At 33.6% G+C, this 25,979-nt stretch carries 32 protein-coding genes and 2 tRNA genes; 15 read left to right on the top strand and 19 right to left on the bottom strand.

Features of this window, described 5'->3' with window-relative positions; all coding sequences use genetic code 11:
• Nucleotides 1-96: 96 nt before the first annotated feature.
• The 6 genes from FOL89_RS05600 to FOL89_RS05575 form a co-directional block, all read right to left on the bottom strand.
• Nucleotides 97-660: a hypothetical protein gene (locus FOL89_RS05600; protein WP_144281857.1), complete on the bottom strand. Its 564-nt coding sequence runs from the start codon at nt 658-660 to the stop codon at nt 97-99.
• Between the two features lie 310 nt (nt 661-970).
• Nucleotides 971-1,390, bottom strand: a complete 420-nt coding sequence (locus tag FOL89_RS05595; protein ID WP_144281856.1) for a hypothetical protein — start codon at nt 1,388-1,390, stop codon at nt 971-973.
• Nucleotides 1,371-2,585 carry an AAA family ATPase gene (locus tag FOL89_RS05590; RefSeq protein ID WP_144281855.1) on the bottom strand — a complete coding sequence of 405 codons (1,215 nt, stop codon included), beginning with the start codon at nt 2,583-2,585 and terminating at the stop codon, nt 1,371-1,373. The genes FOL89_RS05595 and FOL89_RS05590 overlap by 20 nt, the downstream gene beginning before the upstream one ends.
• 161 nt (nt 2,586-2,746) lie before the next feature.
• Nucleotides 2,747-4,372 carry a chaperonin GroEL gene (gene groL / locus FOL89_RS05585; RefSeq protein ID WP_144281854.1) on the bottom strand — a complete coding sequence of 542 codons (1,626 nt, stop codon included), beginning with the start codon at nt 4,370-4,372 and terminating at the stop codon, nt 2,747-2,749.
• Between the two features lie 67 nt (nt 4,373-4,439).
• The gene (locus FOL89_RS05580; protein ID WP_144281853.1) at nt 4,440-4,787 is read right to left on the bottom strand and encodes a four helix bundle protein; all 348 of its coding nucleotides are present in this window, start codon (nt 4,785-4,787) and stop codon (nt 4,440-4,442) included.
• A gap of 33 nt (nt 4,788-4,820) precedes the next feature.
• Nucleotides 4,821-5,099, bottom strand: a complete 279-nt coding sequence (locus FOL89_RS05575; RefSeq protein WP_039369684.1) for a co-chaperone GroES — start codon at nt 5,097-5,099, stop codon at nt 4,821-4,823.
• 163 nt (nt 5,100-5,262) lie between these two features.
• Between FOL89_RS05575 and FOL89_RS05570 the strand changes: the two genes are divergently transcribed.
• From FOL89_RS05570 to FOL89_RS05555, 4 genes are all read left to right on the top strand, one after another.
• Nucleotides 5,263-5,598 carry a hypothetical protein gene (locus tag FOL89_RS05570; protein ID WP_144281852.1) on the top strand — a complete coding sequence of 112 codons (336 nt, stop codon included), beginning with the start codon at nt 5,263-5,265 and terminating at the stop codon, nt 5,596-5,598.
• 75 nt (nt 5,599-5,673) lie between these two features.
• Nucleotides 5,674-5,910, top strand: a complete 237-nt coding sequence (locus FOL89_RS05565) for a hypothetical protein (protein ID WP_144281851.1) — start codon at nt 5,674-5,676, stop codon at nt 5,908-5,910.
• The gene (locus tag FOL89_RS05560) at nt 5,907-6,173 is read left to right on the top strand and encodes a hypothetical protein (RefSeq protein WP_144281850.1); all 267 of its coding nucleotides are present in this window, start codon (nt 5,907-5,909) and stop codon (nt 6,171-6,173) included. The genes FOL89_RS05565 and FOL89_RS05560 overlap by 4 nt, the downstream gene beginning before the upstream one ends.
• Nucleotides 6,174-6,464: 291 nt before the next feature.
• Nucleotides 6,465-7,019: a hypothetical protein gene (locus tag FOL89_RS05555; protein ID WP_144281849.1), complete on the top strand. Its 555-nt coding sequence runs from the start codon at nt 6,465-6,467 to the stop codon at nt 7,017-7,019.
• A 43-nt stretch (nt 7,020-7,062) separates the two neighbouring features.
• On the opposite strand, the gene FOL89_RS05550 is transcribed toward FOL89_RS05555, so the two are convergent.
• On the bottom strand, nt 7,063-9,435 hold the full coding sequence (locus tag FOL89_RS05550; RefSeq protein WP_144281848.1) for a M1 family metallopeptidase: 2,373 nt from the start codon (nt 9,433-9,435) through the stop codon (nt 7,063-7,065).
• Between the two features lie 67 nt (nt 9,436-9,502).
• Nucleotides 9,503-10,081, bottom strand: coding sequence for a HupE/UreJ family protein (locus FOL89_RS05545; RefSeq protein WP_144281847.1), 579 nt, complete (start codon nt 10,079-10,081; stop codon nt 9,503-9,505).
• Between the two features lie 66 nt (nt 10,082-10,147).
• On the opposite strand from FOL89_RS05545, the gene FOL89_RS05540 reads away from it, so the two are divergent.
• Genes FOL89_RS05540 through FOL89_RS05530 form a run of 3 tightly spaced genes read left to right on the top strand, consistent with a single transcriptional unit; the run spans nt 10,148 to nt 11,173 of the window.
• Entirely contained in the window at nt 10,148-10,399 is a 252-nt protein-coding gene (locus FOL89_RS05540; RefSeq protein ID WP_144281846.1) for a hypothetical protein, read from the top strand.
• Nucleotides 10,375-10,614: a hypothetical protein gene (locus tag FOL89_RS05535; protein WP_144281845.1), complete on the top strand. Its 240-nt coding sequence runs from the start codon at nt 10,375-10,377 to the stop codon at nt 10,612-10,614. Before FOL89_RS05540 ends, FOL89_RS05535 begins: the two co-directional genes overlap by 25 nt.
• A 58-nt stretch (nt 10,615-10,672) precedes the next feature.
• Nucleotides 10,673-11,173 (top strand): DUF6702 family protein, encoded by a 501-nt coding sequence (locus tag FOL89_RS05530; protein WP_144281844.1) that lies wholly within the window; start codon nt 10,673-10,675, stop codon nt 11,171-11,173.
• Nucleotide 11,174: 1 nt separating this feature from the next.
• Here FOL89_RS05530 and FOL89_RS05525 read toward each other — a convergent pair whose 3' ends face one another.
• The 5 genes from FOL89_RS05525 to FOL89_RS05505 form a co-directional block, all read right to left on the bottom strand.
• Complete coding sequence (locus FOL89_RS05525; RefSeq protein ID WP_144281843.1) at nt 11,175-11,768, bottom strand: acyl carrier protein phosphodiesterase; 594 nt, start codon at nt 11,766-11,768, stop codon at nt 11,175-11,177.
• A gap of 87 nt (nt 11,769-11,855) precedes the next feature.
• Nucleotides 11,856-13,394 (bottom strand): zinc-dependent metalloprotease, encoded by a 1,539-nt coding sequence (locus tag FOL89_RS05520; RefSeq protein ID WP_144281842.1) that lies wholly within the window; start codon nt 13,392-13,394, stop codon nt 11,856-11,858.
• A 119-nt stretch (nt 13,395-13,513) separates the two neighbouring features.
• Nucleotides 13,514-14,863: a DNA repair protein RadA gene (radA, locus tag FOL89_RS05515; protein WP_144281841.1), complete on the bottom strand. Its 1,350-nt coding sequence runs from the start codon at nt 14,861-14,863 to the stop codon at nt 13,514-13,516.
• A 562-nt stretch (nt 14,864-15,425) separates the two neighbouring features.
• Complete coding sequence (locus FOL89_RS05510) at nt 15,426-15,959, bottom strand: hypothetical protein (protein ID WP_144281840.1); 534 nt, start codon at nt 15,957-15,959, stop codon at nt 15,426-15,428.
• Entirely contained in the window at nt 15,952-16,506 is a 555-nt protein-coding gene (locus tag FOL89_RS05505; protein WP_144281839.1) for a hypothetical protein, read from the bottom strand. Before FOL89_RS05505 ends, FOL89_RS05510 begins: the two co-directional genes overlap by 8 nt.
• A gap of 104 nt (nt 16,507-16,610) precedes the next feature.
• Between FOL89_RS05505 and FOL89_RS05500 the strand changes: the two genes are divergently transcribed.
• Nucleotides 16,611-18,218 carry a CTP synthase gene (locus FOL89_RS05500; RefSeq protein ID WP_144281838.1) on the top strand — a complete coding sequence of 536 codons (1,608 nt, stop codon included), beginning with the start codon at nt 16,611-16,613 and terminating at the stop codon, nt 18,216-18,218.
• Between the two features lie 197 nt (nt 18,219-18,415).
• Nucleotides 18,416-20,233, top strand: coding sequence for a membrane protein insertase YidC (gene yidC / locus FOL89_RS05495; RefSeq protein WP_144281837.1), 1,818 nt, complete (start codon nt 18,416-18,418; stop codon nt 20,231-20,233).
• A 66-nt stretch (nt 20,234-20,299) separates the two neighbouring features.
• Here the strand turns inward: yidC and FOL89_RS05490 are convergent, their stop codons facing one another.
• On the bottom strand, nt 20,300-20,710 hold the full coding sequence (locus FOL89_RS05490) for a type II 3-dehydroquinate dehydratase (RefSeq protein WP_144281836.1): 411 nt from the start codon (nt 20,708-20,710) through the stop codon (nt 20,300-20,302).
• A gap of 160 nt (nt 20,711-20,870) precedes the next feature.
• Here FOL89_RS05490 and FOL89_RS05485 point away from each other — a divergent pair, with 160 nt between their 5' ends.
• The 4 genes from FOL89_RS05485 (at nt 20,871) to FOL89_RS05470 (ending at nt 23,057) form a co-directional block, all read left to right on the top strand.
• Nucleotides 20,871-21,200, top strand: coding sequence for a hypothetical protein (locus FOL89_RS05485; protein ID WP_228444862.1), 330 nt, complete (start codon nt 20,871-20,873; stop codon nt 21,198-21,200).
• Nucleotides 21,201-21,346: 146 nt separating this feature from the next.
• The gene (locus tag FOL89_RS05480; protein WP_144281834.1) at nt 21,347-21,622 is read left to right on the top strand and encodes a YHS domain-containing protein; all 276 of its coding nucleotides are present in this window, start codon (nt 21,347-21,349) and stop codon (nt 21,620-21,622) included.
• Complete coding sequence (locus tag FOL89_RS05475) at nt 21,609-22,289, top strand: SCO family protein (protein WP_185146921.1); 681 nt, start codon at nt 21,609-21,611, stop codon at nt 22,287-22,289. Before FOL89_RS05480 ends, FOL89_RS05475 begins: the two co-directional genes overlap by 14 nt.
• Nucleotides 22,290-22,379: 90 nt before the next feature.
• Nucleotides 22,380-23,057, top strand: coding sequence for a superoxide dismutase (locus FOL89_RS05470; protein ID WP_144281832.1), 678 nt, complete (start codon nt 22,380-22,382; stop codon nt 23,055-23,057).
• Nucleotides 23,058-23,183: 126 nt separating this feature from the next.
• On the opposite strand, the gene FOL89_RS05465 is transcribed toward FOL89_RS05470, so the two are convergent.
• From FOL89_RS05465 to ruvC, 5 genes are all read right to left on the bottom strand, one after another.
• Nucleotides 23,184-23,255, bottom strand: a tRNA-Glu gene (locus FOL89_RS05465).
• 68 nt (nt 23,256-23,323) lie between these two features.
• Nucleotides 23,324-23,395 (bottom strand) — tRNA-Glu (locus FOL89_RS05460).
• 10 nt (nt 23,396-23,405) lie between these two features.
• A complete protein-coding gene (gene rpsT / locus FOL89_RS05455; protein WP_143885236.1) occupies nt 23,406-23,660 on the bottom strand; it encodes a 30S ribosomal protein S20 in 255 nt (84 codons plus the stop codon).
• A gap of 77 nt (nt 23,661-23,737) precedes the next feature.
• A complete protein-coding gene (locus tag FOL89_RS05450; protein ID WP_144281831.1) occupies nt 23,738-24,058 on the bottom strand; it encodes a hypothetical protein in 321 nt (106 codons plus the stop codon).
• Between the two features lie 211 nt (nt 24,059-24,269).
• Nucleotides 24,270-24,824 carry a crossover junction endodeoxyribonuclease RuvC gene (ruvC, locus tag FOL89_RS05445; RefSeq protein ID WP_144281913.1) on the bottom strand — a complete coding sequence of 185 codons (555 nt, stop codon included), beginning with the start codon at nt 24,822-24,824 and terminating at the stop codon, nt 24,270-24,272.
• A gap of 119 nt (nt 24,825-24,943) precedes the next feature.
• Between ruvC and FOL89_RS05440 the strand changes: the two genes are divergently transcribed.
• Nucleotides 24,944-25,267, top strand: coding sequence for a PadR family transcriptional regulator (locus FOL89_RS05440; protein ID WP_144281830.1), 324 nt, complete (start codon nt 24,944-24,946; stop codon nt 25,265-25,267).
• Nucleotides 25,264-25,977, top strand: a complete 714-nt coding sequence (locus FOL89_RS05435) for a hypothetical protein (protein ID WP_144281829.1) — start codon at nt 25,264-25,266, stop codon at nt 25,975-25,977. The genes FOL89_RS05440 and FOL89_RS05435 overlap by 4 nt, the downstream gene beginning before the upstream one ends.
• Nucleotides 25,978-25,979: the final 2 nt, after the last annotated feature.

Genomic DNA, 25,979 nt, shown 5'->3' with positions numbered 1-25,979 from the left:
GTGAAAACCGCTTGTGTGAAGCGTTTTTTTTTGTTAATTACTCAAAGTCGGGAGAATCTTTGCGGAGCGGAGCGAGACGCTCGCATTATCTGGGGATTATTTTTTTATGTTTTTCTCATCCTTTATTTTCCAAAGTAATATTTCTGTATCATTTATGATTTCATATTGATAGTTTATTTTATTCCAAAAATCAATTAGAATTTCCTGATGAATCTTATCTTTTAAGACTACGACAGAATGCGTTTCAATACTATAACCAGAAGGAGAGTATATGTCAAAATCAGTATAACCCCAACCGTTAGTTATAATTTGACATAATCTATCAATATCATCAGTATTTACATATTTTCTTCTTAAAATTCCAGCTTTAATACTTTCAAAAGAGTTGATAACCCTATATTCTTCAAAAAGATTCTTAGGTAAGTGTTTGTAATAATGCTCGTTATTGGATCCAGAACCTAATATTGTATAATCTTTTTTTTCTTTATCGTAAACGATCGGTCCAACTCCAATTAGCATTCCTCTCTCATCATCCTTATCATACTTTTTGTGTTTCCAAAAAATAAATATGTAAGGTTGTGTATCATAGAGCTTGAAGATTTTATAATCGGGATGTATTTTATCTTCAATCATTTTTTGTACTAAAATTTCATCTATCATGATTATCTTATTTGAAAACCTGTAAACTTAAGAATTTGTTTTGAAATGGAAAAACCGCTCGGATGGGAGCGGTTTGTATGTTTGTGGTTACGAGCGAGACGCTCGCACCAGCGGGGGAATCTGATTAGTAAAGGTTGTTTTTTATACAAAGACCACACGAAGGGATTCGTGCGGCAGCGGGGTTTGTTTTGAAATGGAAAACCGCTCTGGATTGAACGGTTTTTATATTTGTGGGTACGAGTAAGACGCTTGCTCTAGCAGGAGATTCTTAATCTATAAGTGATATATAATATACTTTGTAGAGAATAATTTACCTTCTATTTTTGCCTCTGTTTTGTATATTTGTTGGCCAAAATTTATGTTCTTCATCTAAAAAAATTATATAAAAGACATTTTCATCAATATATCCTGCTACAACTTCTTTACTGTTGGGAGTTATATGTATTACAGCCCAATATTGCGGATTAACATGGGTCGGTGGCTTAAATTCAGATTCAGGTGGAAATCCTACTTTTGTATACTGTTTTATTAACTTATTAGCTAAAGCTTCTTGGTATAAATAATTTCCAATTTGCTGTGTTCGGGTTATGAATATTGATAAAAGCCCTTTTTCCTCCCATTGCTTGACAGTTTGCCCTTGATTTCTATCTAATTTTGAAAAACAGAAAGAAATTGTTGGCTTTTTTTCGACTGCAGATCGATTACCCTGTTTACGATTTAGCTTTGTCATAGAGTAAATCAATTAGTTGTTCCGAAATATCAATTGAATCTGCAGCTCCAAAAGTAAGCTCTAAATATTTTTTTCTGTAATCAGATGTACTTCTTACAACTGACGAATCAAAGTCCGATAAAGAGTAAAGTTCTGATGAGCCAAATTTATTTTTATCAACAAACCATATTTGATCACGCCTAAATATTTTTTTATCCAAAAGACTGGAATCATGCAATGTGAAAACAAATTGTGAATTATTATTAAACTCATGAAAAAAATTAATTATTTTTTTAGTAAGGTTCGGGTGTAACTTTGAATCTAATTCATCGATAAATAATATCTCATTGTTAACAAGAGTATGATAAATAGCTCCTAATAAGTAAATTAATTTTATGGTTCCTTGACTTTCATCATAATCTAAATCAAAGGCAACCGAGTCAATAATGAAATCATTGTTATCAAATTTGTTATGATAAGTTACAATATTGTTTTCATTATCTAATTCAACATTTGATATAGACAAAAATTTAACTGCATAACTTAGCCAAATTTTAAATTTAGAATCTTCTTTAAGTAGAGATTTTGTCAATTTTTCATAATTATCATTACTGAGGGCATTTGTGGCATTAATTCCATAAAACCACTCAAATATTTCTGAGGAAACGGGTGCATTATTCTGAGCCAAATAGCTTAAAAATAGTACATTATTATTTATATTTTTTTTGTATTTATTTCCTTCTGAAAAACTATTATTATTTATTTGAAAATCATTTAAATATCTTTCAAATAAACGGGTTTCAACCTCTTTTTTTTGAAAAAGCCATTCTTTGATAATTATATTGTTGTTAACTTGGAATCCGTATCTGTAAATTATATTGTTTTTAATAAAAACAACTTCCATTTCAATCGGAGCTTTTTCAGATACATTATTAAGTCTGAATTGAAGATCATAATCAAACCTATCTTCAGGCTTTTTTAAAGAATCGGCAAATGAATTATGAATTAACTTATTCATGAATCCCATTGCTTTTATAAAATTACTTTTACCTCCACCGTTTGAGCCATAAATAGCGGCAGTTTTGAGTAATTCAAAGTCTTTTTTAATAAATACATTGTTTTTTTTTAATTCTTTAAATGCTTTTACACTACTCATCAAAAGTTGAACTTCATCTTTATATGAAAGAAAATTTTTAAATTTAAAAGATATAAGCATATAGATTTTTTTCAAAGGTATAAATTAAACTTGATTTTTGCAAAATATTGGTAATTTTTCAATTTTATTTATGGTGTTTTGTTTGATAAATTATTAAAAAAAATTAACCGCTCCACAAAAGCAGAACGGTTAGTATATTAAATTGTCTCAGCGACACGCTGTTACATCATTCCCGGCATTCCACCACCCATTGGCATAGCTGGTTCGTCTTTTTTCACTTCAGTGATTACACATTCAGTTGTTAAAAGCATTCCAGAAACAGAAGCTGCATTTTCAAGGGCAACTCTTGTTACTTTTGTAGGGTCAATGATACCTGCTTCAAGCATATTTACATACTCGTCAGTTTTAGCATTGTAACCGAAATCTCCGCTTCCTTCTGCCACTTTAGCAACGATTACAGAACCTTCACCTCCTGCGTTGGCAACGATTTGTCTCAATGGCTCTTCGATCGCTCTTTTTACGATTTTGATTCCTGTATTTTCGTCAGAATTAATTCCTTCAAGACTGTTTAAAGCTTCAATGGCTCTTACCAAAGCAACACCACCTCCTGCAACGATACCTTCTTCTACAGCAGCTCTTGTTGCGTGAAGGGCATCATCTACTCTGTCTTTTTTCTCTTTCATTTCCACTTCAGAAGCTGCACCTACATACAATACAGCAACACCACCGGCTAATTTAGCCAGTCTTTCCTGCAATTTCTCTCTGTCGTAGTCAGAAGTAGTGGTTTCCATCTGTGCTTTGATCTGGTTTACTCTACCTTTGATTTTAGCTTCTTCACCGCCACCGTTGACGATGGTCGTGTTGTCTTTATCAATAGAAACTTTCTCAGCAGTTCCTAGCATATCCAGAGAAATGTTTTCCATGGTGAAACCTTGCTCTTCAGAAATTACCTGTCCGCCAGTTAAGATTGCGATATCTTCCAACATTGCTTTTCTTCTGTCACCAAATCCAGGAGCTTTTACCGCAGCAATTTTAAGAGAACCTCTTAATTTGTTTACCACTAAAGTTGCCAAAGCTTCTCCTTCAACTTCTTCAGAGATGATTAATAAAGACTTACCTCCTTGAGCGATTGGTTCAAGAACAGGAAGCAATTCTTTCATCGAAGAGATTTTTTTCTCTACTAAAAGAATGTATGGGTTTTCAAGTTCAGCCAACATTTTTTCAGGATTCGTCACAAAATAAGGCGACTGATAACCTCTGTCAAACTGCATCCCTTCAACAACGTCTACTGTCGTATCAATACCCTTCGCTTCTTCTACCGTGATAACTCCTTCTTTACCTACTTTTCCGAAAGCTTCAGCGATTAAAGCACCGATTGTTTCGTCGTTGTTCGCAGAAACTGAAGCCACTTGCTTCACCATTTCTGTAGAATCACCAACCGTTTTAGATTGAGATTTAAGGTTTTCAACAACTGCAGTTACTGCTTTGTCGATCCCTCTTTTCAAATCCATTGGGTTTGCTCCTGCAGCTACGTTCTTAAGACCTTCTCTTACGATAGCCTGTGCTAAAACAGTAGCGGTAGTTGTACCGTCTCCTGCAATATCATTAGTTTTAGAAGCTACTTCTTTTACCATTTGCGCTCCCATGTTTTCTACTCTGTCTTCAAGTTCGATTTCTTTTGCAACTGAAACACCATCTTTGGTAACGTGAGGGGCACCGAAAGATTTTTCGATCACTACGTTTCTCCCTTTTGGTCCTAAAGTTACTTTTACTGCATTTGCCAATGCATCAACCCCTCTTTTTAAAGAGTCTCTTGACTCGATATCGAATTTTATTTCTTTTGCCATAATATTAAAGCTTTAAGCTTTAGGCGATAAGCAGTAAGCTTTTCACCTTTAAGCTGTTAATTATTATTTAATAATTTTTTCTAAGTTGTATAAGTTTCTGTCTGATTAAATTCAGTTTAGGATTAAGGCTTTGTAAGTTTTCTTCGGTTGTGAAGCCTAGCTCGCAAGAAAGAAGAAGCAAATATTCTGTTTCATTTGTTGAACCAATACTTATTTCTAAAAATCTTGCAAATTCTTTATCGGTAGACCTTCCGCAACCTTCGGCAATATTTGTTGGAATAGAGACTGATGCTCTTCTAATTTGAGATGTTAAACCAAAAAGTTCAGATTTAGGAAATTTTTCAGAAATAATATAAATTTCTTTTACCAGCTCATGGGCAATTTTCCAAGTATCATATTTTTTGTAGTCTCTCATTGCTTACTGCTTACTGCCTAAAGCTTACTGCTTTTATCCAATTATTCCTAAAAGATCTCCTTCTTTTACAATTAAATAATCCTTTCCTTCCAATTTCAATTCAGAACCTGAATATTTCCCGTAAAGAACTTTATCACCCACTTTTACAGTTGTAGGCTCATCTTTTTTACCAGGACCTACTGCTACTACGGTACCTTCCTGAGGTTTTTCTTTTGCAGTGTCCGGAATAATAATACCTGAAGCTGTCTTTGTTTCTGCAGCGATTGGTTCTACCAAAACTCTGTCTGCTAATGGTTTAAAGTTTACTGACATAATATATTTAATTTTTTAGTTATTCTGTCTTGTAACTCTCTAATTGTATGCCACCGGTTTGAATTGTTTAAAAATGGCAGATTTTTAACCTTAATATGAAATTTTGGCACTTTTTTATTTTTGAATGAAATTAATTTATATATTTGAATTAAAATATTAAATGATGAAATACAAATTTTTACTACTTATGGTGTGTCCACTTTTATTTTATTCACAAGTGGGAATTAATACCACCAATCCAAAAGGAATTTTTCACATTGATGGAGGTAAAGACAATGCGTCCTCCTCAACTCCTACTCAGGAACTCAATGATTTCACTGTTAAATCAGATGGCAAGGTAGGGATAGGCACAACAAATCCTACGGAATTGCTTACGATGATCGGACAAGGGGATGCCGATATAGATATTGCATTATTCTCAGGGACTAATACGGCACAATCTATTGCTTACCATAATATGATGTTTGGAGGAACACCGTCCGCTCCGACAATTGTATGAAACGGCAGATCAATCTCTGCATTTGAAGGTTATGCGTATAATGTTTTTGCAACCGCACCCAATTTATTAGGATCAATGGTTGTAAGGACAGGCAGAACTGGAGGAGGTGAGCTTTGGTTTGGAACTTCACCCACCAATACAAGTAATTACGATTTTCATTATAACAGTTCAATTGATAAAAACGGAAATTTCGGTATTGGAGTAGATCCAACGGTGAGAACAGCAAAAACAAAGCTGGAAGTAAATGGAGTAATAAGTTCTACGCCTCAAACTTTGGCTGTAAATGGAGCGAATATTACCAGTACGTTGTGAATGTAAATCCTTCCAATAATGATGATGATTTTATTTTACCCGATCCAACTGCTGCACCAGGCGCAATCATTTTTATACGTAATATTTCAAATTCAAATACGGCTGAAATTATAACGCCTGTAGGAAATATTATTAATGCATCCAATGTTGGAGGAGCAAATAATTTTTATATGATTGGCTTGGATAACCATACCTCCAAAACCAAGACATTAATGTTTATCAGTGACGGTGCCAACTGGACGGTTTTTAAACCAGGCAATTAAAATTGGGTAAACATAAAAAATAAATCCCTCACAAAAATTCATTATGATTTTCAGGAATACATCTGCATCATATTATAGTTAAAATAAACTGTTATAATGCTGTTCTGTATTTCATATTGATTCTTACGGTCTCAGATCCCCCCTTTGTCTTTACTATTAATTTTCTATTTGTAATATGAAATTTTGGCAGATATTATTTTCTATGTTTTAGTGAAATAATTTTACATAAAATATATTTTCATCTCGAATTAAATGATATTTTTGCATAAAAATTAAAGAAAATTAATATAAATGAGAAAACTTTTATTATTGGCTGCGGTTGGATTGTCATCAATCAGCCTTTATGGTCAAACGGCAGTTGAGCCGGAATTTATTGGAGAATGTTTATTACTAAAACCTGATCAAAGTACATTGCTTCTGGAAAAACATATGACCCAAACCCGTTCTGCCATGAATGCGGGAATGGTGATTACCGGTTTTGGAAGTATAAAATCTAAGCTCCAGATTGAAGGTTGCTGCTCTGCAACGAAGCTAAAGTCTGGCGATGATATTCAGTTTATTGTGCGTGCTGTAGACAATAATACAGATCCTATGGCAATTATTAAAATTTTTGAATTAGACTCAAACAAAAAATTCAGAAGAGCAGAAATGGCTTCTATAAATACTTTTGGTACTACTAAAACCAATAAGCTTCATTACCTTAATTTCACAGGTAAAAAGTATGGGCAAAATTCTTATTTAATAACACTGAAAGACAAGTTGCCGGGAGAATATGGGATTACGGTTACTAATCCCAACTCATTGGACGAGAAAAGTACAATCATATCAACTTTTTCTATTTTGTAATATAAAATGGCTGATTTTAATTTAATCAGCCATTTTTTTAGTTTCACTTTCCTGCAGCCTGCATCGGATTTACTTTTCCATTGGCGCCTCCTCTTACGGTAGCTTTTTGTTTTTCTTTAAATATCTGAAATTTTGAAGTTTCGGATGCACTTCCGTTATGGCTCCAGAAGTTGTTAGAAGTATCAATATCTGCCGTTTCACGCATTGGGTCAAGCTGTATTGACTTTAATTTTTTATCAAAATAAAAAGTTTTGGACACTTTCTGTTCATTGTGTCTCCAGATCTGGGCTGATGATTTGTCTCTTAGTTTTGAGCCGTCTTCAAAAGTAAACTCAAGAATAATCGGCATAACAAGACCGCCTTTGTTAACGAAATCAATCTGATAGGCGGTTATATTTTTAATTTTATCCTGCTCTTTTTTGTCCAAAACTTCGTTCTCGTCTGTTTTGATGGTATATTCTTTATTAGTATCTACTTTTTCCTGACCACGATCATATCGGTAGTAAAAGTCCTGAAGACTTTTGTCTTTTTCTACTTCAAAGGCAATGCTCTTATCTTCTCTGTTTCTTATTTTAGAAATATCTTCAAATTCGTTTTGCAGAGGTTTTTCAACGTTATATTTAGTTTCACGTTCCTGTTGGGAAACTGCGAAGTCCGGAGTTGCAACTGTAACTTTATCAATGGCAATATCTACAGGATCTGTTCCGTAGAACCAACCTCTCCAAAACCAATCCAAATCTTCACCACTTGCATCTTCCATTGTTCTGAAAAAATCTGCGGGTTCAGGGTGTCTGAAAGCCCATCTCTTAGCATACATTTTAAAAGCTTTATCAAAAAGTTCTCTTCCCATGATGGTTTCACGAAGAATATTTAATCCTGTTGCCGGTTTTGCATAAGCATTCGGTCCAAACTTAATAATATTTTCAGAATTGCTCATGATGGGCTCCAACTGATCCTTTGGAAGCTTCATATAATCAACAATTGTCCATGCCGGTCCGCGTTTTGAAGGGAATTTGTTGTCCCATTTTTCTTCCGTTAAATATTCGGTGAATGTATTCAAACCTTCATCCATCCAGCTCCATTGTCTTTCGTCTGAATTGATGATCATTGGGAAAAAATTGTGACCTACTTCATGAATAATAACGCCGATCATCCCATTTTTTGTGCCTTCGGAGTAGGTTCCATCTTTTTCTGTTCTTCCGAAATTAAAGCAGATCATCGGATATTCCATTCCGTTGGAAGCTTCTACAGACTGCGCAACAGGATACGGATAGGGAACGGTATATTCCGAATATGTTTTTATCGTGTGTGCAACGGCTTTCGTAGAAAACTTTCTGTACAAACCATAAGCTTCTTTGGGATAAAAGCTCATGGCCATTACTTTATTATTGTTCTCCGGAATTAATACTCCCATTCCGTCCCAAACAAATTTTCTTGACGAAGTCCATGCGAAATCTCTTACATCATTCGCTTCAAAAACCCAGGTTTTTCTTTGTTTTGAATGATTTTTTTCTGCTTTTCTAGCTTCGTCTAAAGTGACAATTTCAACAGGCTCAGTTGATTTTTCTGCTTTTCTGTATCTCGCAAGCTGCTCCGAAGTCAAAACCTGTTCATAATTTTTACATTCTCCTGTACCACCCACAATATGATCGGCAGGAACATTCATCGAAACTTTATAATTTCCGAAAACTAAAGCAAATTCTCCTCTTCCTGTAAATTGATGATTTTGCCATCCTTGAAAGTCACTGTAGACGCACATTCTTGGAAACCATTGCGTAATGGTATACAGATCATTACCGTCTTCTGCGAAATTTTCATAGCCACCACGACCGCCCATTTTCATCCGGTTGGGAATGTTATAATTCCAATCAATTTTAAAAACAAACTTCTCTCCCTTTTTTAGGATTTTAGGAAGATCAATACGCATCATGGTTTTGTTGACCGTATATTTTAAAGGTTTTCCTGAAGCGTCAGCAACCTTTTCCAAATTTACTCCGTATCCGTTATCTTTTGCGGGAAGTTCTGAAACTTTGAGTTGTTGATCGTTTAAGTCTTTGGGTAAAGTGGAAGAAAAAGGATAGTCAGCCTTTTTTACTGTGGATTGCTGGTTTTCGTCTAGCTGTAACCAGATGTAATCTAAATCATCCGGCGAGTTGTTGTAATAAGTGACGGTTTCGGAACCTCGTAAATTTCTTTTGTCTTCATCAAGATAAGCTGAGATTTCGTAATCTGCCCTGTTCTGCCAATACGCATGACCCGGCGCTCCGGAAGCTGTTCTGTACACGTTCGGAGTCGGGAGGATGGTTCCAAGCTGCTCAAATTTATTTCCGTGATTGCTTCCCGGATTGTTTTGAATTTGCTGCGCAGAAATACCAAAATACAAAAATACCGAAAGGGCAGTAACCTGTAGTTTCATGAGAAGAAAAATTTAATAATTATCAAATATAATAATAAGTAGTTGAAAACTTTAAAATGTTTCGGCCTTAAAAAGGAATTCTTTCCAAAGTCATCTTTAAAGCCAAAGCAAAAACTCCTGAAGAAATAAACAAAACCCAGTCCTTTTTATTGATTTTAAATACATTTAAAAGAATAAAAAGCAGAACTAAAATTCCTAAAACAATAAGGATCTGTCCGAGTTCCAAACCAATGTTGAACCCCAGTAGTGGAACTGCAATGCTCTGGCTTTTGGCTATCATCACTCTTGCAGTATTGGCAAAACCCATCCCGTGAATTAATCCGAAAAATAAAGCCATATAATAATTAAACTGATTTTTTGTCTGATTTTTATTTTTATTGAGAATATTAGCCAAAGAAGTTAGAACGATAGTCAACGGAATTAAAAATTCTACCCAGTCTGAGGAAACTCTTACGATATCTAAAATGCTTAAAGCTAAAGTGATGGAATGCCCAATCGTAAAAGCAGTCACCAAAACCAGAATTTTTTTCCAGTCTTTGGACGTGTATACAGCAATTAAAACTAAAACAAAAAGTTGATGATCCAGTGCATCTAGTGAAATTATGTGTTCCCAGCCGAGATTGAGATAGAATAAAAAGTCCTGCATTTCTAATAATTTTAAGGAAATGCGATGATACAAAATTTATTTTAACTTTGTATAAATTTCAACATCATGATTGTTAATATAGAACTGGAAAACTCTGAGGACTTTGCGTTTATCAAGCAACTTTTAGAAAAAATAAAAGGGGTGAAGTCTGTTTCTGTGCAGAAAGAAGAGTATGAAATGATTGAAGGAGTTCCGGCTCATGTTTTTGATGCGATTGAGCAGTATGGAAAATCTTTGAAAGATGAAGATATGATTTCCCAAAAAGATTTTTTAAAATTTATTGATGAGGAAATATGCAGGTTGAATTCTCAAAAATAGCCAAACAAACATTAGCCGAAAATATTCAATTTCTAAGAAAGCTGTGGACGAATCGTGAAGTTGTAAACTTTTTGGAAGATGTAAAAAGAATTACCACTGATCTTGAAAATGGAAAATATGCTCAATTTCAAAACTCATCGCAGTTTACAAAGAGTGTTTTAATCGGCAAAAACACGTCAGAATGTACTTCCGAAAAGAAGATGAAAACCAGATAAAAGTTCTTTTATTCTTTGATATAAGGCAAAATCCTGAAAAAATTATTGATTTACTGAAATGAAAAATACAATTCTCTTTTTAACTTTTCTTTTTTTTCTTTTGTCTTTTAATAAATCAAAACATCCTTATCATGTGGGTTCGGTAGAAATAAATTACAATTCAAAATCCGAAAAATTTGAAGTTACGGGACGATTTTTTCTGGATGATTTGGAAAACGGATTATCAAAAAAATACGGAAAACCTTTTCATTTTAATGATGCTGCATACAAAACCCAACTTAATGAAGCATTAAAAAAATATAGTTCAGAATATTTTAAACTAAAAACAAATAATCAGTTTGTAAAAGCAAATTATATTGGTTACGAAGAAGATAACGAATCGGTAAATATTTATCTTGAATCTGAACAGGTGTCCAATCCTCAGAAAGTAGAAGTTGCCGTAAGTTTTTTATATAATTTATTTGATGACCAGATTAATTTGGTTCATATCATTGTCAATGGAACACGAAAAAGTGTAAAACTTACTTATCCGAACCGATATTTGTATCAGCAATTTTAAGTTATCTCTCCAATTGTAAAAGCGCATTTTCTGCTTTTGCATGCGCCATTAAATCAGAAAAGAAATCATTATAACATTTCTGAAGTATCTTTTTGTTATCTAAAAAAGCCTGAAAAACAGGAATGTTTTTATCTAAATATTTTGCTTTGTTTAAAACATTTTGAATGCTGAATTGTATTGCCCAATCTTCCCGGTAATTGAATAACCAGTCATCGTGCTCCATTTTTACGAGCATCCTTTTGAAAGCATCCGGAAAATATTCTAAATTCTCATTAAGAACTTGGTAAACTTTATGTGAATGATCTTTCCAGCTTTTTAAATCATTCAAATTAACATCTTTAGCCAAAAAATAATCCATCGAAACATCTACAAAAGCTCCGGCATACAGTCTCACAAGCGGACTGAATACTTTTTTAGCTTCATGAATTACGGGATGGGCGTCGGTAAAAGTATCAATGGCTCTGTGCATGGTAATTCCGTCCTGGATTTCCTTTGGAAAATTATACCGCTCATTGTTCCGTATAAAATCTTCTAGAAACTGCCCGACAATTTGTCCGTCAGAAAAGGAGAGAAAAGAATGGGCGAGAAAATTCATATAATTTTTATAAAGGCTTAAATTTAAAAATCCTTTATCTTTCAGACTAAGATAAAGGATTTTTTTTGATTTATTTAAAAACAAAATTTATTTTACGATAAACTTTTTGCTTGCAACAAAAGTATTTTTGTCTGTGTAAACATTTAGAAAATATTCTCCTGAAGACAGCCCTTTTAAATTGACAGTTTTTTTATCACTCGAAATAACGGTTTGTCCGAGAATATTAACGACTTTATAGGTATAAGTTTCATCATTTTTAATCCAGATATTAATTTCATCTTTTGCAGGATTAGGAAAAATGGTAAAATCTATTACATCTCTGTTTCCCACTTCAAAAGTGCCAAGGCTGGATGTAGGCATAAACTGCGATACAACACATGCAAATCTTGAGAATCCCACAGCTTCATTGGCAGGATTTGGATTTCCTACATCAACTCCGGTAGGTTCAGAATTGTAGTTGACATTCGGATTTGCCCATCTGTTGATTCTTGAACAAGAGATTCCGCTGTTGGTACACTCGTCATTATATGCCATAATTGTTCTCCAACGCTGTGATGAGGTGCTTGATGTACCTAAAAGTACAGCAGTCTGATTCACATAACCATGATGATTGCTGCATGGCGTTGTACTAGTATCCACAAACCAGTCATGTCTCAGTCCCATATTGTGTCCCATTTCGTGTGAAAGACTGTAATTACTAACCACGCAGTTAAATAAAGTTACCGAAAATGCTGCGTTAGCAGAATAATTAGTAGGGTTTGTATTGAGATAACCCAACCCGCAAGTATTGGTTGGTGTTGCTGTTACTAAAGCGCAAAGATCTGCTCCATAAGTGCTTCTTAAAATATGTACATCATCAAGTTCCCCATCGCCGTTATTCCTGAAACTGGATAAATCTGTAGAAATACTTCCTGATTCGTTATAAAAAATTTCCCCGGAATATACTAAGTTAATAAAGGTATTGGTCACTCCTGAGTTGATCAGTGCAGTATTGAAGTTGGTAATAGCCGTTGCTGCAAAAGAATTGCTTTGTGAAACACCTCCCCATGATGCTCGTGCGGCAGGGGTGTAGACAATAAGAACGTCTATTGTTGTCGAAGGACAAATAGGTGTGGTATTGAGACAGACATTAGAGTTTACCTTTTGTGAAACTGCAGAATTGTGTAAAATAAAATCCTCATCAGAATCTTTCTGAATCAATGAACCTTCGTTTACCACAGAAACGGCAAATAAATTGCTGTCTAGCTGATGAAAAATTATTTTTTCTCCGGAAACCGAAACATACATTCCTGTAATAGCATTTCCTGCTTTAGATAAAACTAATTCAGATTTTGGTTCGTTTTGTATGGTAAAAACTGAAGATTCGCTTCCGTTGCTGTATTTGAAACTTCTGGCAAATTGTGCTTTGATTTCTTTGTTTGTGGGTAAAAGTATCGTAAGATCAGTCTTTAAACTAAAAGAAGGCTGCAAGTAATATTTTGTTGAAAGATAAGTTGAGGCAAGATCTTTATTTATTTTTTGTTCTGAACTGAGGCTGTTTTCACTGATGTTGTTCTGAAATATTTTATGCTGTGAAAAAATAATGATACTGCAAAAAAGCATCAAAAAAGTAATTCTGTTTCTCATATTTGGTATTTTAATATGAATTTATATTGTTTTTTTCTTAAATCGAATTTCTTCTAAAGTTTATAAATAAAGCTTTTACAATGGTAAATATAATCTTTTTTAATCAGATCTTAAATTTTTTAAAATAACCTTTCGTGGAAATCCTCAACCTTACTTACTTCTTCAATCTTGATTCCGAATTTTCTTTTAGGGATTTTATTGAGATTAGAAACAAAAATCTTCTCATATCCCAATTTTTCGGCTTCAGTAATTCTTTGCTCTACCTGGGCAACCGGGCGTATTTCTCCGCTTAAACCAATTTCTCCTGCGAAGCAAAACTGTTCGGAGATCGCAATGTCTTCATTAGATGATAATATGGATGCAACTACGGCTAAATCCAAAGCAGGGTCATCTGTTTTTATTCCGCCTGTAATATTCAGAAAAACGTCTTTTGCTCCCAGTTGAAAACCTGCTCTTTTTTCCAGAACTGCCAAAAGCATATTAAGTCTTTTAGAATCAAAACCAGTGCAACTTCTTTGCGGTGTTCCGTAAACTGCCGTGCTTACCAAAGCCTGAATTTCTAAAAGCATCGGACGGTTGCCTTCTAATGTTACCGCAACAGAATTTCCGGACAGTTCTTCAAATTTTTTAGTGATTAAAATTTCGGATGGGTTTTTTATCTCTTTTAAACCTTGCGAAATCATTTCATAAATTCCAATCTCGGAAGTAGAACCGAAACGGTTTTTATTAGCTCTCAACAATCTGAAAAGATGATTTCTGTCTCCATCAAAATTCAAAACGACATCTACCATGTGTTCCAGTACTTTGGGACCTGCAATTTGTCCGTCTTTTGTGATGTGACCCACCAAAAATACAGGCACATTATTTTCTTTGGCGTATTTGATAATCTCATTAGAGCATTCTCTAATCTGAGAAACAGTTCCGGGAGAACTCTCGATTAACTGCGATTGTAAAGTCTGAATAGAATCAATAATGACAAAATCAGGTTCCAGTTTTTTGGCTTCATGGAGGATTTTTTCCAGATTGGTTTCTGTGAAGAGAAAGCAGTTGGGGTTTTTAATCTCCGCCAGACGATCGGCTCTCATTTTGATTTGTGAAGCACTTTCTTCCCCGGAAACATAAAAAACTTTTTTCTTCATTTTCAGGGCAAGCTGGAGAAGCAGGGTAGATTTCCCAATCCCGGGTTCACCACCTATTAGCGTTACTGAACCCAAAACAATTCCGCCTCCTAAAACGCGGTTTAATTCATCGGAAGGAGTTTTTATTCTCGGCTCTTCAATGGCTTCAACTTCAATGATGTTGATAACGTGTTGTTTAGATTTTGAAAAAGGGGGAGTTTTGGATGAGGTTTTTTCAACGACTTCTTCTACTAAAGTGTTCCATTCTCCGCAGTTTTTGCATTGTCCTGTCCATTGTGGATATTGTGAACCACAGTTCTGACAGAAATATGCCGTCTTGAGTTTTGCCATACTGCGAATTTCAATATTTTTTTTGAATTTTTCAGACTGAAAATTGCTTAAATTTTAAACATGAATATTTTTAGAGTAATGTCATTTTTACATACTTAATTTTAATGCACATATTTTAAACGCAAAGTTTTTTAAAAAATAGAAACTATATAAGGAGCAAAGATGATCAACAGGTTGATTGATGAAGCCATGTTTTCATGCTTTGCGAAGCAATTGATTTGCCTTTGCATTTTAAAATAAAATGTTTTCAAAAATAAAACTTTGCGTTAAATAATCTTCAATTCAAAGTAAACTAAATAGTAAAAAAAACAGGAGTTTTTGTGTTTTAAAAATGATTGTCTGCCTTTAATCATCTTTTTGAAAGTTCGCAAAAGAGATTGATGCTTATTATAGTTTAAAAAAAAATTTACGATGATTGATTGCAGACTCAAATTAATTTAACTTTTGTAATCATTTTTAATCTATATGATGTAAGACTTTTAAAAGAGTCGTTGCAACAATAATTTTCATATATATAATTTGGTTTAGGTTAAGGCTTCTCAGTTTTGGGAAGCCTTTATATTTATAATATTTGTCGATTAAAATCATTCTCTTTTTCATCTAAATCAAAATCTTTTATGATTATACAGTTTTTAATTATTATGTCCCGAATATATGCTTTTACTGATTTAGGCTTATTGTCTGTAATTCTTATGTCGTTTTTGAAAACTAACACTTCGCAATGAGGATACATACATTCTGTAGGAGAGTGTAAAACTCTAAATGTAAATATGTCTGAAGACCCATGGGGTGTTATTGACTCTGATAGAATATGATTTGAATTTATGCTAACTATTCCAAAATTGAGAAAATGCTCATCACAGTTTTTCGCATTAATATTGTATAAAACATCATTTGCAGAAGAATATTTTTCTCTATTACAAGAGTCATCTTTTATTGGAAAAATAATTGCTGAAATTTCTTTTTCTTTGATTTTATTTTCATTTATTGGCACTTTTACTCTTCTAAACAAGATTTCATTGTTAAAGTCATCATCAATTGGCTTTGCTTCCCAATGTAATCTTTTTGGAATACAAATTTCATCACATTTATTCATTTGTGTTAATTGTATTTTCTTCTATTACTTGTAATAGTTTAATAATTTCATCTATTGTAAAATCCCAAACTTTTCTGATGTTATTTTTGTTGTTGCGAATTAGTAAAACTACATCATTATCATAAAAAAATTCAATTAAAAAATAGTTTTCTTGATATAGAAACTCAATTAAATAACTTTCGTCAGTTTCCTTATATGTGATTCTATCAATATCTAAACTTAAAAAGTTAATATATTTAGTAATGAATTTAGCCGCAGATAAAGGTCTATTTTCTTTAGCAGGCATTCTTAAGATTTCATTTTTACCGAATTTAATCTTACCTGATTGTATACTTGCTGGAAATATAAACTTATTTCTTCTTTTTCTTCCAAAAGTAGCTTTTGAAAAAACACTTTTTCTTGCTTTCTGTACGAAATATTTTGAACTTCGATAATGTAAACTATCAACAGGAATATATATACCTTGTTTAGAAATGTAAGAAAGGTTTTGTTGTTTTCTCGAATCTTCTATGGATTTATTAATGTTTTCTCTATCTATAGTTGACATTTGATTATAAATGATATTTATAGTAAATATAATAATAAATTTATTGATGACAAAAAAATTGACTTTTGTTTCTTTTTCCCCTAACTTTGCACAAACCTAATCTAATGAGTAAAAAGAATACAAAGTACATCTTTGTGACAGGAGGTGTAACTTCATCTTTGGGAAAGGGAATCGTTTCTGCTTCTCTTGGTCTATTACTAAAATCACGCGGCTTCAACGTAACTATTCAAAAGCTTGATCCTTACATTAATATTGACCCGGGAACTTTGAATCCTTATGAGCATGGAGAATGCTATGTAACTGAAGATGGTGCGGAAACGGATCTGGATTTAGGACATTATGAGCGTTATCTTGACTCGCCGACTTCTCAAAACAACAATGTTACTACAGGGAAAATCTACCAGACTGTCATCGAAAAAGAAAGAAAAGGAGACTTTCTTGGAAAAACAGTTCAGGTAATTCCTCATATTACCAACGAAATCAAGCGTAGAATTAAGATTTTATCCAAACAAAACTACGATATCATTATTACTGAAATCGGGGGTACTGTAGGTGATATCGAATCTTTACCTTACATCGAAACTGTGCGTCAGTTGAAATGGGAATTAGGTGAAAATAACTCTATGGTCATTCACTTGACATTATTGCCTTATCTAGCTTCAAGTGGAGAATTAAAAACAAAACCTTCCCAACATTCTGTTCGTCAGTTAATGGAAAGCGGAATCATGGCGGATGTTTTGGTTTGCCGTACTGAGCATAAAATCCCGAAAGATCAGAGAGCAAAACTGGCTCAGTTTTGTAATGTTCCTTTAGATAATGTGATTGAATGTAAAGATCTGGAAACCATTTATGAAGTTCCCATGTATCTTCAAAAGCAAAATTTTGATGATGTAGTTTTAAAAGAATTAGACCTTAAAAGTGATAAAGAGGCAGATCTGAAAGACTGGAAAACATTCCTTAAGAAATTTCAGAATCCTAAAAAGTCTGTGGAAATTGCACTGGTAGGAAAATATGTTTCTCTTCAGGATTCCTATATATCTATTGCTGAGGCTTTCAAACATGCCGGAGCCGATCTGGAAACTGAGGTGAAAATCAGATGGGTGTACAGTGGAGATTTGACTTCTGAAAACATCAAAGAAACTTTATCCGGAGTGAGCGGGATTTTGGTTGCACCTGGCTTCGGGGACAGAGGAATTGAAGGTAAAGTTCTGACTGCTCAATATGCAAGAGAAAATAAAATTCCGATGTTGGGAATTTGTCTGGGAATGCAGATCATGACCATTGAATTTGCAAGAAATGTTCTTGGATATTCTAAAGCCAACTCTATGGAATTTGATACTTCTACAGAGCATCCGGTAATTTCTTTAATGGAAGAGCAGAAAAATGTAGTAGATAAAGGGGGAACTATGCGTCTTGGAGCATGGAAATGTTCTTTGAAAAACGGTTCTAAATTAAACGATATTTACGGAGCGAAAAATATTATGGAAAGACACCGTCACAGGTATGAATTCAACAGTGAGTACATCGGGGAATTTGAAAAAAACGGATTTTCCGCAACGGGAATAAACCCTGAAACAGGTTTGGTAGAAGCGTTAGAAATGCCTGGTCACCCTTTTTACGTTGGGGTACAGTATCATCCAGAGTATAAAAGTACAGTTGCAACACCACATCCTTTATTCAGAGCATTTATTAAAGCTTGTACAGGGAAATAATTTAAGTTTAAATAAAAAAAGTAATTCTGAAATTACGAACGTCATAGATAAACTCAGACTGATTATTCTCAGCCTGAGTTTATTATATAGTAACACATTATAGTATAGAGTTTTGATAAAAAAACAGTATTTTTGTCGACTCAAAAAGCATGGGATTGCCATGTTTGTTTAAATTTAAAAATTTTAATAAAAATAAAATGCAACAGAACAACGGACTCGATAAAAGTCAGATTATCAGTTTTGCGGTTTTATGTTTGGTTCTTTTCGGATTTATGTTTTACTTCCAGAAAGATCAGCAGACAGAAGAGGCTTTAAATGCCGGAAAACAAAAAACAGAGCAAACGCAAAATTCTGTAAAACCTACCCAGGCAGTCAATATCAATCCTAATGTAACCCCCAATTCTATTCAGACGGCAACACTTGCCAATAACGAACTGAAACTTGAGTTTTCAAGTCTGGGAGGTCAGGTTTCCAAAGTGGAACTTCTGAAATACAAAGCTTACGATCAAAAGACCGATAAAGCAGATCTGCCGCTGTATCTGATCAATAAAAATAATTCGAGCTACGGTTTTCAGTTCAAAGACAAAACAGGGAAAGTTATCAATACCAAAAATTTAATTTTCTCACCTGCTGTTAACGGAAATGCGGTGACTTTAACAGCCAATTACAACGGAGCAGCCATCCAGTTTATTTATACTCTAAATACGGCGGGAGAGCTGAAAGATCAGTACACTTTAGATTTTAAAGTGAGATCTCAGGGATTGGCAAATGTTTCTTCTGATAATAAAGCAGATTTTATCTGGGATTACAGTGTGAGAAATGTTGAAAAGGGAAGAGCTCAGGAACAGTCGCATTCAGAATTTTCGTATGCATTCAATAATTATAATGATTATGATTATGACGGCAGAACGACAATGGATGAAAAAGATGAAACCCTTAATTGGATTGGGGTAAAACAGCAGTTTTTCTCATCCGTTATTGAATCTAAAAGCGGCTTCACACAAAGCAAAGGAAATCAGGAAAATATAGAAGAAGGCGAATACCTGAAAAAATTAAATTTTGAAGGTTTTGTTCCAATGACAGGAAGCGAACTTAATCAGGATTTTACATGGTATTTTATGCCGCTTGATTTACCTTTATTAAAATCTTATGACAAAAATTTTGACGAAATTTTACCTTTAGGATGGTCATTTATTGGTTCTATGAACCGTTATTTCTTCATGCCGATGTACAACATCATTGCAGATTGGGGAATCGCAGCAGGCTGGGTAATTTTCTTAATGACGATTATTGTGAAACTGATCTTGTCACCCATCATGTACAAACAGCACAAGCTGAGTGCAATGATGAAGGTAATCCGTCCGGAAATTGATGAGGTGAATGCTAAATTTAAGGATGCAGATCCAATGAAAAAGCAGCAGGCTACCATGGAAGTGTACCGAAAAGCAGGAGTCAATCAAATGGCTGGCTGTTTACCGGCATTGGTTCAGATTCCAATATTTTATGCTTTATTCAGATTCTTCCCGAATTTTATTGATTTAAGAGGACAGGGATTCTGGTTTGCAAAAGATTTAACAGCGTATGATGATTTGATTAAATTACCATTCAATATTCCTTTCTTGGGTGATCACTTAAGCGTTTTTGCGATTGCGTGTACGGTTGTGATTTTAATTTATACCATAATGACTTCCGGAAATATGCAACAGCCACAACAGGAAGGAATGCCGAATATGAAAGTGATCATGTATATTTTCCCGATTACTTTCCTGTTTTTCCTTAATACGTCTGCTTCAGGTCTGTCTTGGTATTATTTTGTATCCAATGCGATTAATATTTTAATTATCCTTATCATTAAATATGTTATTCTGGATGAAAAGAAAATTCATGCACAGATTCAGGCAAATAAGGCGCAGCCTAAAAAAGAAGGCAAGTTTCAGAAAAGAATGAGAGAAATGATGGAGAAAGCACAAGAGCAGCAGAAAGCTCAGGAGCAACAGAGAAACAGAAAAAAATAATTTTTATAACACAGTCTCATCAATTTTGGTGAGACTGTTTTTTGGTACATGTTATTTATCTTTTGGCTAAGAAATCAAGCTTAATACAGCCAGTCTGTAACCATTCATGCCAAAACCAGAGATAACTCCGTCCATGTTGGCTGCTGTCACTGATTTCTGACGAAATTCTTCTCGTTTGTAGATGTTGCTTATATGAACTTCTATTTTTTGCTTCTGAATGTTTTTTAAACAATCAGCAATTGCATAAGAATAATGTGTAAAAGCTCCCGGATTTACAATTAAAGCAGCAAAATCGTCTTCCTGAATACGGTTAATGATTTCCCCTTCAATGTTAGATTGGTAATAATCCAGTTCATGAGAAGAAAATTCAGTTTTCAGATTCTCCAGATAATCTTCCATAGAAACAGTACCATAGATTTCAGGCTCTCTTGTTCCCAAAAGATTAAGATTGGGACCGTTAATGATTAAAATTTTCATGACAGGGAAGTGGTTTTTATATTCATTTAATAATGAAGAAATGATTTTGCAAATATAATGACATTCATCATTATGCTCTCAAAATAAAATTTTGAATAGTATATTTGTAGTAAAGATTTTATAATTGAAGCTTTTCATATCTTTTTTTATCATTTTTACTATGGCAATCCGTCCTGTTTTGCCGTTGATCAATTATGTGGTAAATTATGATTATATCGTAGAAAATCTTTGTGAAAACCGAGCTGTAGAAAACTCTTACTGCAAAGGGAAATGTTATGTAGCAAAAGAGTTTTCAAAAACAGAAAAACAATCTTTGAACAGCCAGAATATCAAGATTGCTGGTTTGGATGTTTTTGTTTCTAATGAAATTTTAACACTTACTGAAACTCATTTTGTAGCTTCAGAGTCAGTAAAATTATATATCAATAATTCTTTTTTATACCATTCACAATATTTTTCAAGAATATTCCATCCTCCATTGTCAGTTTAAACTCCCGCTAATCTGTTAGTCATTTTTAACGATCAATTAAAAAGCATATTTCTATAGTGAATTTTGCTTATTGGATTATTTTAATATTAAATTTGACTTCCCAACAGATTTTGAATCAAACAATTTCTAATTTAAATTTAAATAAAATGAAATCTAAAATTTTATTCACGGCATTATTGTCAATGTCACTATTTGCCTGCGCTCAGGAAACTCCGAAAGTAAAACAGAAAAAAAATAATAAGTCAGCTAAAACAGAAACTAAAAATGTAAAGTTTGCCAATGCAGTAGACCCTATCTGTCACATGAGAACCGAAAGTGATATGAAAGATACTGCGGTTTATAAAAATAAAACCTACGGTTTTTGCAGCAGCTATTGCAGAGACGAATTCAAGAAAAAACCTGAAAAATATGTCCAAAAATAAAAAGGCAGGGAATAATAAAACGAAAATTATTATTCCCATTATCATCATTGCTTTGCTTTTCTTTGGGATAGGATTTGGGATGAGTTATTTCAAAAAAAATCTTTACACGGTAATGAAAGTTCCTGATTTTGAGCTTACAGATCAAAATAATAAAACAATTACCCAAAAAGATATGCTGGGAAAGGTGTATCTCGTAGAGTTTTTTTTCAGTAAATGTCCAACAATCTGCCCTGTAATGAATACCAATATGAGAGCGATAGAGGACGAAATTAACAGTAAAGATTTTGGAATGATCTCTATTAGCATTGATCCGAAAAATGATACGCCCGAAGCATTAAAAGAACATGCGAAAAGAATAGGTGTAAAATCTCCCAACTGGCATTTTCTTACAGGAAATCGAGATTATATCGGTAAATTAGCGGATGAATTTGATATTTATGTAGGAGATAAAGAAGATGAAAGCGAAAACCTCAATCACAGCGGAATGATTGCTTTGGTTGATAAAGAAGGAAACATTCGTTGCCGGTATGATAAACATAATATGCCTATTCTTTATTATTCAGGATTGAATTATGAAGATGCTGAAGGAAAAAATCCTAAGCTCAACGGAAAATATCATCCAGACCGGGAAATATTAATTGAAGATATCAGGAAATTATTGGAATGATTTTGGAAGATAAAGAGAGTGAATATATTTAATGTTCTTTAAATAATCCCTTGATTTTCAATTTCATTTGTAACCATAAAATAATAAAGTATGAAAATTTTTAAAATCGCAGCACTTACTGCTGTTATGACTGCTCAGTTTGCATTTTCCCAGTTTAAACAGACTCCTTTGCCTTATGCCTACAATGCTTTGGAAGGGAATATTGATGCGCAGACTATGGAAATCCACTATTCAAAGCATGCGGCAGGATATGTAAATAATCTTAATAAGGCGATTGCCGGGACTCCGCAGGAAAAGCAGAGTTTATATCAAATACTTTCTAATGTATCAAAATTGAGTACAGCGGTAAGAAATAATGCAGGTGGACATTACAATCATGAATTGTTTTGGACGGTACTTACTCCACAAAAAAATACCCAGCCATCAGCAAAATTATCAAAAGCCATCAATGATGCGTTTGGAAGTATGGATGCTTTTAAAGAGAAAATGGGCAAAGCCGGAGCGGAACGTTTTGGTTCCGGATGGGCTTGGCTTTCAGTAGATAAAAAAGGAAAGTTATTTATTTCTTCAACACCGAATCAGGATAATCCTTTAATGGATGTTGTAGAAGAAAAAGGAACGCCTATTTTTGGAATTGATGTTTGGGAACACGCTTATTATCTGAAGTATCAAAATAAAAGAGCCGATTACCTTACTGCCATCTGGAATGTTACCAACTGGAACGAAATCAGCAGAAGATACGATGAAGCGTTAAGTAAGAAAAAGTAACGCTGCTTATAATTTTTAGCAAAAATTTATGATAACAAAACCTAGCAGATTTTCTACCTGTTAGGTTTTTTTGCATTGGTGAATAATAAGCAAAAAAAAGAGATTTCAAAGCACTGAAATCTCTTGTAGCCCGTAGGGGAATCGAACCCCTCTTACCAGAATGAAAATCTGAGGTCCTAACCGATAGACGAACGGGCCCTCTATCTTCCATAATCCGAAAATTACGTGTTAGATTTTGTTTTTATAAGTTTCAACTCTTAATTTAGTAGCCCGTAGGGGAATCGAACCCCTCTTACCAGAATGAAAATCTGAGGTCCTAACCGATAGACGAACGGGCCAACTATATAATTACGCTAATTTATTAACGTGCTTAGTCAATTTACTTTTCAAGTTAGCTGCTTTATTCTTGTGAATAATGTTTTTCTTCGCCAACTTATCCAATAAAGAGATAACTTTTGGCAATTGCTCGCTTGCAGCTGCTTTATCTTCTTCATTTCTCAAGACTTTCATTGCAGTTCTTGCAGTCTTGTGGTAGTATCTGTTACGAACTTTTCTAACTTCGTTTTGTCTTATTCTCTTAAGTGCTGATTTATGATTTGCCATATCGTTCAAATGTGAGTGCAAATTTATAACCTTTTTTGTTACCCACCAAATTTATTTTTAACTTTTTTTAAAATTCTTCAGATTTCCTCTGAAAGGTACTTTTTGAGCTTATCCAGTGCTTGTTGCACTTTAATATTTTCAGTTTCTTTAGCTATCTTTTTGATGATGTTTTCTAACATGATCATCGCATTGTTCCATTCTCCTGTGGAGTTGGCGAAAGTAAGTCCGTCGATGGTTACTTCAAAAACACTTCTTTCCCCGTTCCTGTAAATTCTGAAACTAATTTTTTCATCGTTGCCTGTTATTCCTTCTGTACTAGTTTTTAAATCATAACTTTTTGGGTTGGAGCGAATTTTATTAAAAAGCAATTTTGCTTCCTGAATTTTTAAATCCGGCATGATATAAAATTTTGTAGCCTGAAAAGGAGTTTAATATCCTTTAAATTATCTTTATAAAGAACGATTAAGTTACATTAACCACAACTTTATAAGTTTTGAAATTTAAAAGAACATAATACCTCCTCTTTAAGGAATTGCAAATGTAAGATATTTAATATCTCCGGCAAAAATAATTTTAAACCTGAATAAAATTTATTTGCGGCAGAATATTTTATTTCATCCGATCAGGATTTTGTTTAAGGAAACTTTCCCAGCCTGTGTAAGACTTAGTATCTGTAATAGATCCGGAATTAAAGTGATGACATACCGCAACCGCCAGTCCGTCAGAAGCATCCAGATATTTCGTAGGAAACTCTTTAAGATTTAAAAGGTTCTGCAGCATTCCTGCAACCTGTTCTTTGCTGGCGTTTCCGTTTCCGGTGATTGCCATTTTTATTTTTTTAGGAGAATATTCTGTGATGGGAATATTTCGGTGTAAACTTGCAGCCATTGCCACTCCTTGTGCTCTCCCCAACTTGAGCATTGACTGTACATTTTTCCCGAAAAAAGGAGCTTCAAGGGCTACTTCATCAGGGTGGAATTCGTCAATAAGTGCTAATGTTTTGTCGAAAATATATTTCAGCTTGGTTTCATGATTAGGATATTTCTTTAGAATCAATTCATGGATAGAAATCATTTCCATTTTACCTTTTTTCACGGAAATCAGCCCAAATCCCATGATAGCGGTTCCGGGATCAATGCCTAAAATTATTTTTTCTGCTGCAATCATTTGATGCAAAGATAAGACTTATGAATTGACAGAAATGATTATAGGATCAATATAAATTTAAAATAATTTTATACATAAGAAAATTATGCATAGATTTGTAAGGTATTAAATCCGGAATGAAAAAAAACAGTCTATATAAAGGAACGCTTCAGAATATTATTTTAAAACTGCTTTCAAAAGAAGTGAAAATGTATGGTTATCAAATCACACAACGTGCAAAAGAATTGACAGAAGGCGAACTTGAAATGACTGAAGGGGCACTATATCCTCTTCTCCACAAATTAGAAGCAGAGGGCGTGATTACCTCCGAGGTTCAGGAAATCAACGGGAGAAATCGCAAATATTATCTTCTCACTGAAAAAGGTAAAAAACAGCAGGCAACTCAGGAAGATGAAATGAGATCTTATTTGTTTAATTTGAAAACAATTTTTGATATATGATTTCACCGGAACAAAGATTGGAAATTGAACAGTTTTTAATGTCTAAAAAATTGCCTTTAGATATTTTGCTTGAAGTTAAAGATCATATGATCTTGCAGATAGAAGATTGTATGAGTAATGAAAATATAAGTTTTGAAGAAAGTTTTTCAAAAGTTGAAGTGATGTGGAGAGAAAATTTTTCTTTAACAACATATTGGATGTTTTATGGTCACGAAAAACTTCCGAAAATTGCAAAGAATATTATGAAGCAAAGGTTTAGTATTCTTCTTTATAAGTCTTTTTTATTCGGATTGTTGTTTTTTGGATTAAGCTTTTTGATGATTCGTTTCTCAGGAAATTTGGAGTCTTTCACAATATATTTTGTAATAAGTCATGCACTATTTTTATTAGCTGGAGCTCTGGTGTATATTTTCAATTTAAAGTTTAAAAACTATTTTAAAAGAGATTACCAATACAAAGGACGAGTTAATTATACACTTTATCAGCAAAATCTTACTTTATTAATGATTTGCTTTTTTGGAATGAGCCAGATAATAATGAATGGGGGCGAATATTTATATAATTTTTTTGAATCAAAACAAAACCAATCAGTAATCACTTTACTACTGTTGTCTGCTTATCGTTTATTTCTTTATTCATTCGGAATTTTTGGCATCCTGAATTTTATTGAGCATACAAAAGCAATAAAAAAACTTCAGTTATTAAATTAAAA

It is taken from the genome of Chryseobacterium echinoideorum, from assembly GCF_007474535.1.
Classification (GTDB): Bacteria; Bacteroidota; Bacteroidia; order Flavobacteriales; family Weeksellaceae; genus Chryseobacterium; species Chryseobacterium echinoideorum.
The sequence above is the reverse complement of the archived record's forward strand: the minus strand, read 5'-3'. Positions and strand labels throughout refer to the sequence as shown.

What these genes read in the sequence shown, in the direction of transcription:
- FOL89_RS05600 (WP_144281857.1), bottom strand. Translation starts at nt 660, where the DNA reads ATGATAGATGAAATTTTAGTACAAAAAATGATTGAAGATAAAATACAT.
- FOL89_RS05595 (WP_144281856.1), bottom strand. Translation starts at nt 1,390, where the DNA reads ATGACAAAGCTAAATCGTAAACAGGGTAATCGATCTGCAGTCGAAAAA.
- FOL89_RS05590 (WP_144281855.1), bottom strand. Translation starts at nt 2,585, where the DNA reads ATGCTTATATCTTTTAAATTTAAAAATTTTCTTTCATATAAAGATGAA.
- groL (WP_144281854.1), bottom strand. Translation starts at nt 4,372, where the DNA reads ATGGCAAAAGAAATAAAATTCGATATCGAGTCAAGAGACTCTTTAAAA.
- FOL89_RS05580 (WP_144281853.1), bottom strand. Translation starts at nt 4,787, where the DNA reads ATGAGAGACTACAAAAAATATGATACTTGGAAAATTGCCCATGAGCTG.
- FOL89_RS05575 (WP_039369684.1), bottom strand. Translation starts at nt 5,099, where the DNA reads ATGTCAGTAAACTTTAAACCATTAGCAGACAGAGTTTTGGTAGAACCA.
- FOL89_RS05570 (WP_144281852.1), top strand. Translation starts at nt 5,263, where the DNA reads ATGAAATACAAATTTTTACTACTTATGGTGTGTCCACTTTTATTTTAT.
- FOL89_RS05565 (WP_144281851.1), top strand. Translation starts at nt 5,674, where the DNA reads ATGGTTGTAAGGACAGGCAGAACTGGAGGAGGTGAGCTTTGGTTTGGA.
- FOL89_RS05555 (WP_144281849.1), top strand. Translation starts at nt 6,465, where the DNA reads ATGAGAAAACTTTTATTATTGGCTGCGGTTGGATTGTCATCAATCAGC.
- FOL89_RS05550 (WP_144281848.1), bottom strand. Translation starts at nt 9,435, where the DNA reads ATGAAACTACAGGTTACTGCCCTTTCGGTATTTTTGTATTTTGGTATT.
- FOL89_RS05545 (WP_144281847.1), bottom strand. Translation starts at nt 10,081, where the DNA reads ATGCAGGACTTTTTATTCTATCTCAATCTCGGCTGGGAACACATAATT.
- FOL89_RS05540 (WP_144281846.1), top strand. Translation starts at nt 10,148, where the DNA reads ATGATTGTTAATATAGAACTGGAAAACTCTGAGGACTTTGCGTTTATC.
- FOL89_RS05535 (WP_144281845.1), top strand. Translation starts at nt 10,375, where the DNA reads ATGCAGGTTGAATTCTCAAAAATAGCCAAACAAACATTAGCCGAAAAT.
- FOL89_RS05530 (WP_144281844.1), top strand. Translation starts at nt 10,673, where the DNA reads ATGAAAAATACAATTCTCTTTTTAACTTTTCTTTTTTTTCTTTTGTCT.
- FOL89_RS05525 (WP_144281843.1), bottom strand. Translation starts at nt 11,768, where the DNA reads ATGAATTTTCTCGCCCATTCTTTTCTCTCCTTTTCTGACGGACAAATT.
- FOL89_RS05520 (WP_144281842.1), bottom strand. Translation starts at nt 13,394, where the DNA reads ATGAGAAACAGAATTACTTTTTTGATGCTTTTTTGCAGTATCATTATT.
- radA (WP_144281841.1), bottom strand. Translation starts at nt 14,863, where the DNA reads ATGGCAAAACTCAAGACGGCATATTTCTGTCAGAACTGTGGTTCACAA.
- FOL89_RS05510 (WP_144281840.1), bottom strand. Translation starts at nt 15,959, where the DNA reads ATGAATAAATGTGATGAAATTTGTATTCCAAAAAGATTACATTGGGAA.
- FOL89_RS05505 (WP_144281839.1), bottom strand. Translation starts at nt 16,506, where the DNA reads ATGTCAACTATAGATAGAGAAAACATTAATAAATCCATAGAAGATTCG.
- FOL89_RS05500 (WP_144281838.1), top strand. Translation starts at nt 16,611, where the DNA reads ATGAGTAAAAAGAATACAAAGTACATCTTTGTGACAGGAGGTGTAACT.
- yidC (WP_144281837.1), top strand. Translation starts at nt 18,416, where the DNA reads ATGCAACAGAACAACGGACTCGATAAAAGTCAGATTATCAGTTTTGCG.
- FOL89_RS05490 (WP_144281836.1), bottom strand. Translation starts at nt 20,710, where the DNA reads ATGAAAATTTTAATCATTAACGGTCCCAATCTTAATCTTTTGGGAACA.
- FOL89_RS05485 (WP_228444862.1), top strand. Translation starts at nt 20,871, where the DNA reads ATGGCAATCCGTCCTGTTTTGCCGTTGATCAATTATGTGGTAAATTAT.
- FOL89_RS05480 (WP_144281834.1), top strand. Translation starts at nt 21,347, where the DNA reads ATGAAATCTAAAATTTTATTCACGGCATTATTGTCAATGTCACTATTT.
- FOL89_RS05475 (WP_185146921.1), top strand. Translation starts at nt 21,609, where the DNA reads ATGTCCAAAAATAAAAAGGCAGGGAATAATAAAACGAAAATTATTATT.
- FOL89_RS05470 (WP_144281832.1), top strand. Translation starts at nt 22,380, where the DNA reads ATGAAAATTTTTAAAATCGCAGCACTTACTGCTGTTATGACTGCTCAG.
- rpsT (WP_143885236.1), bottom strand. Translation starts at nt 23,660, where the DNA reads ATGGCAAATCATAAATCAGCACTTAAGAGAATAAGACAAAACGAAGTT.
- FOL89_RS05450 (WP_144281831.1), bottom strand. Translation starts at nt 24,058, where the DNA reads ATGCCGGATTTAAAAATTCAGGAAGCAAAATTGCTTTTTAATAAAATT.
- FOL89_RS05440 (WP_144281830.1), top strand. Translation starts at nt 24,944, where the DNA reads ATGAAAAAAAACAGTCTATATAAAGGAACGCTTCAGAATATTATTTTA.
- FOL89_RS05435 (WP_144281829.1), top strand. Translation starts at nt 25,264, where the DNA reads ATGATTTCACCGGAACAAAGATTGGAAATTGAACAGTTTTTAATGTCT.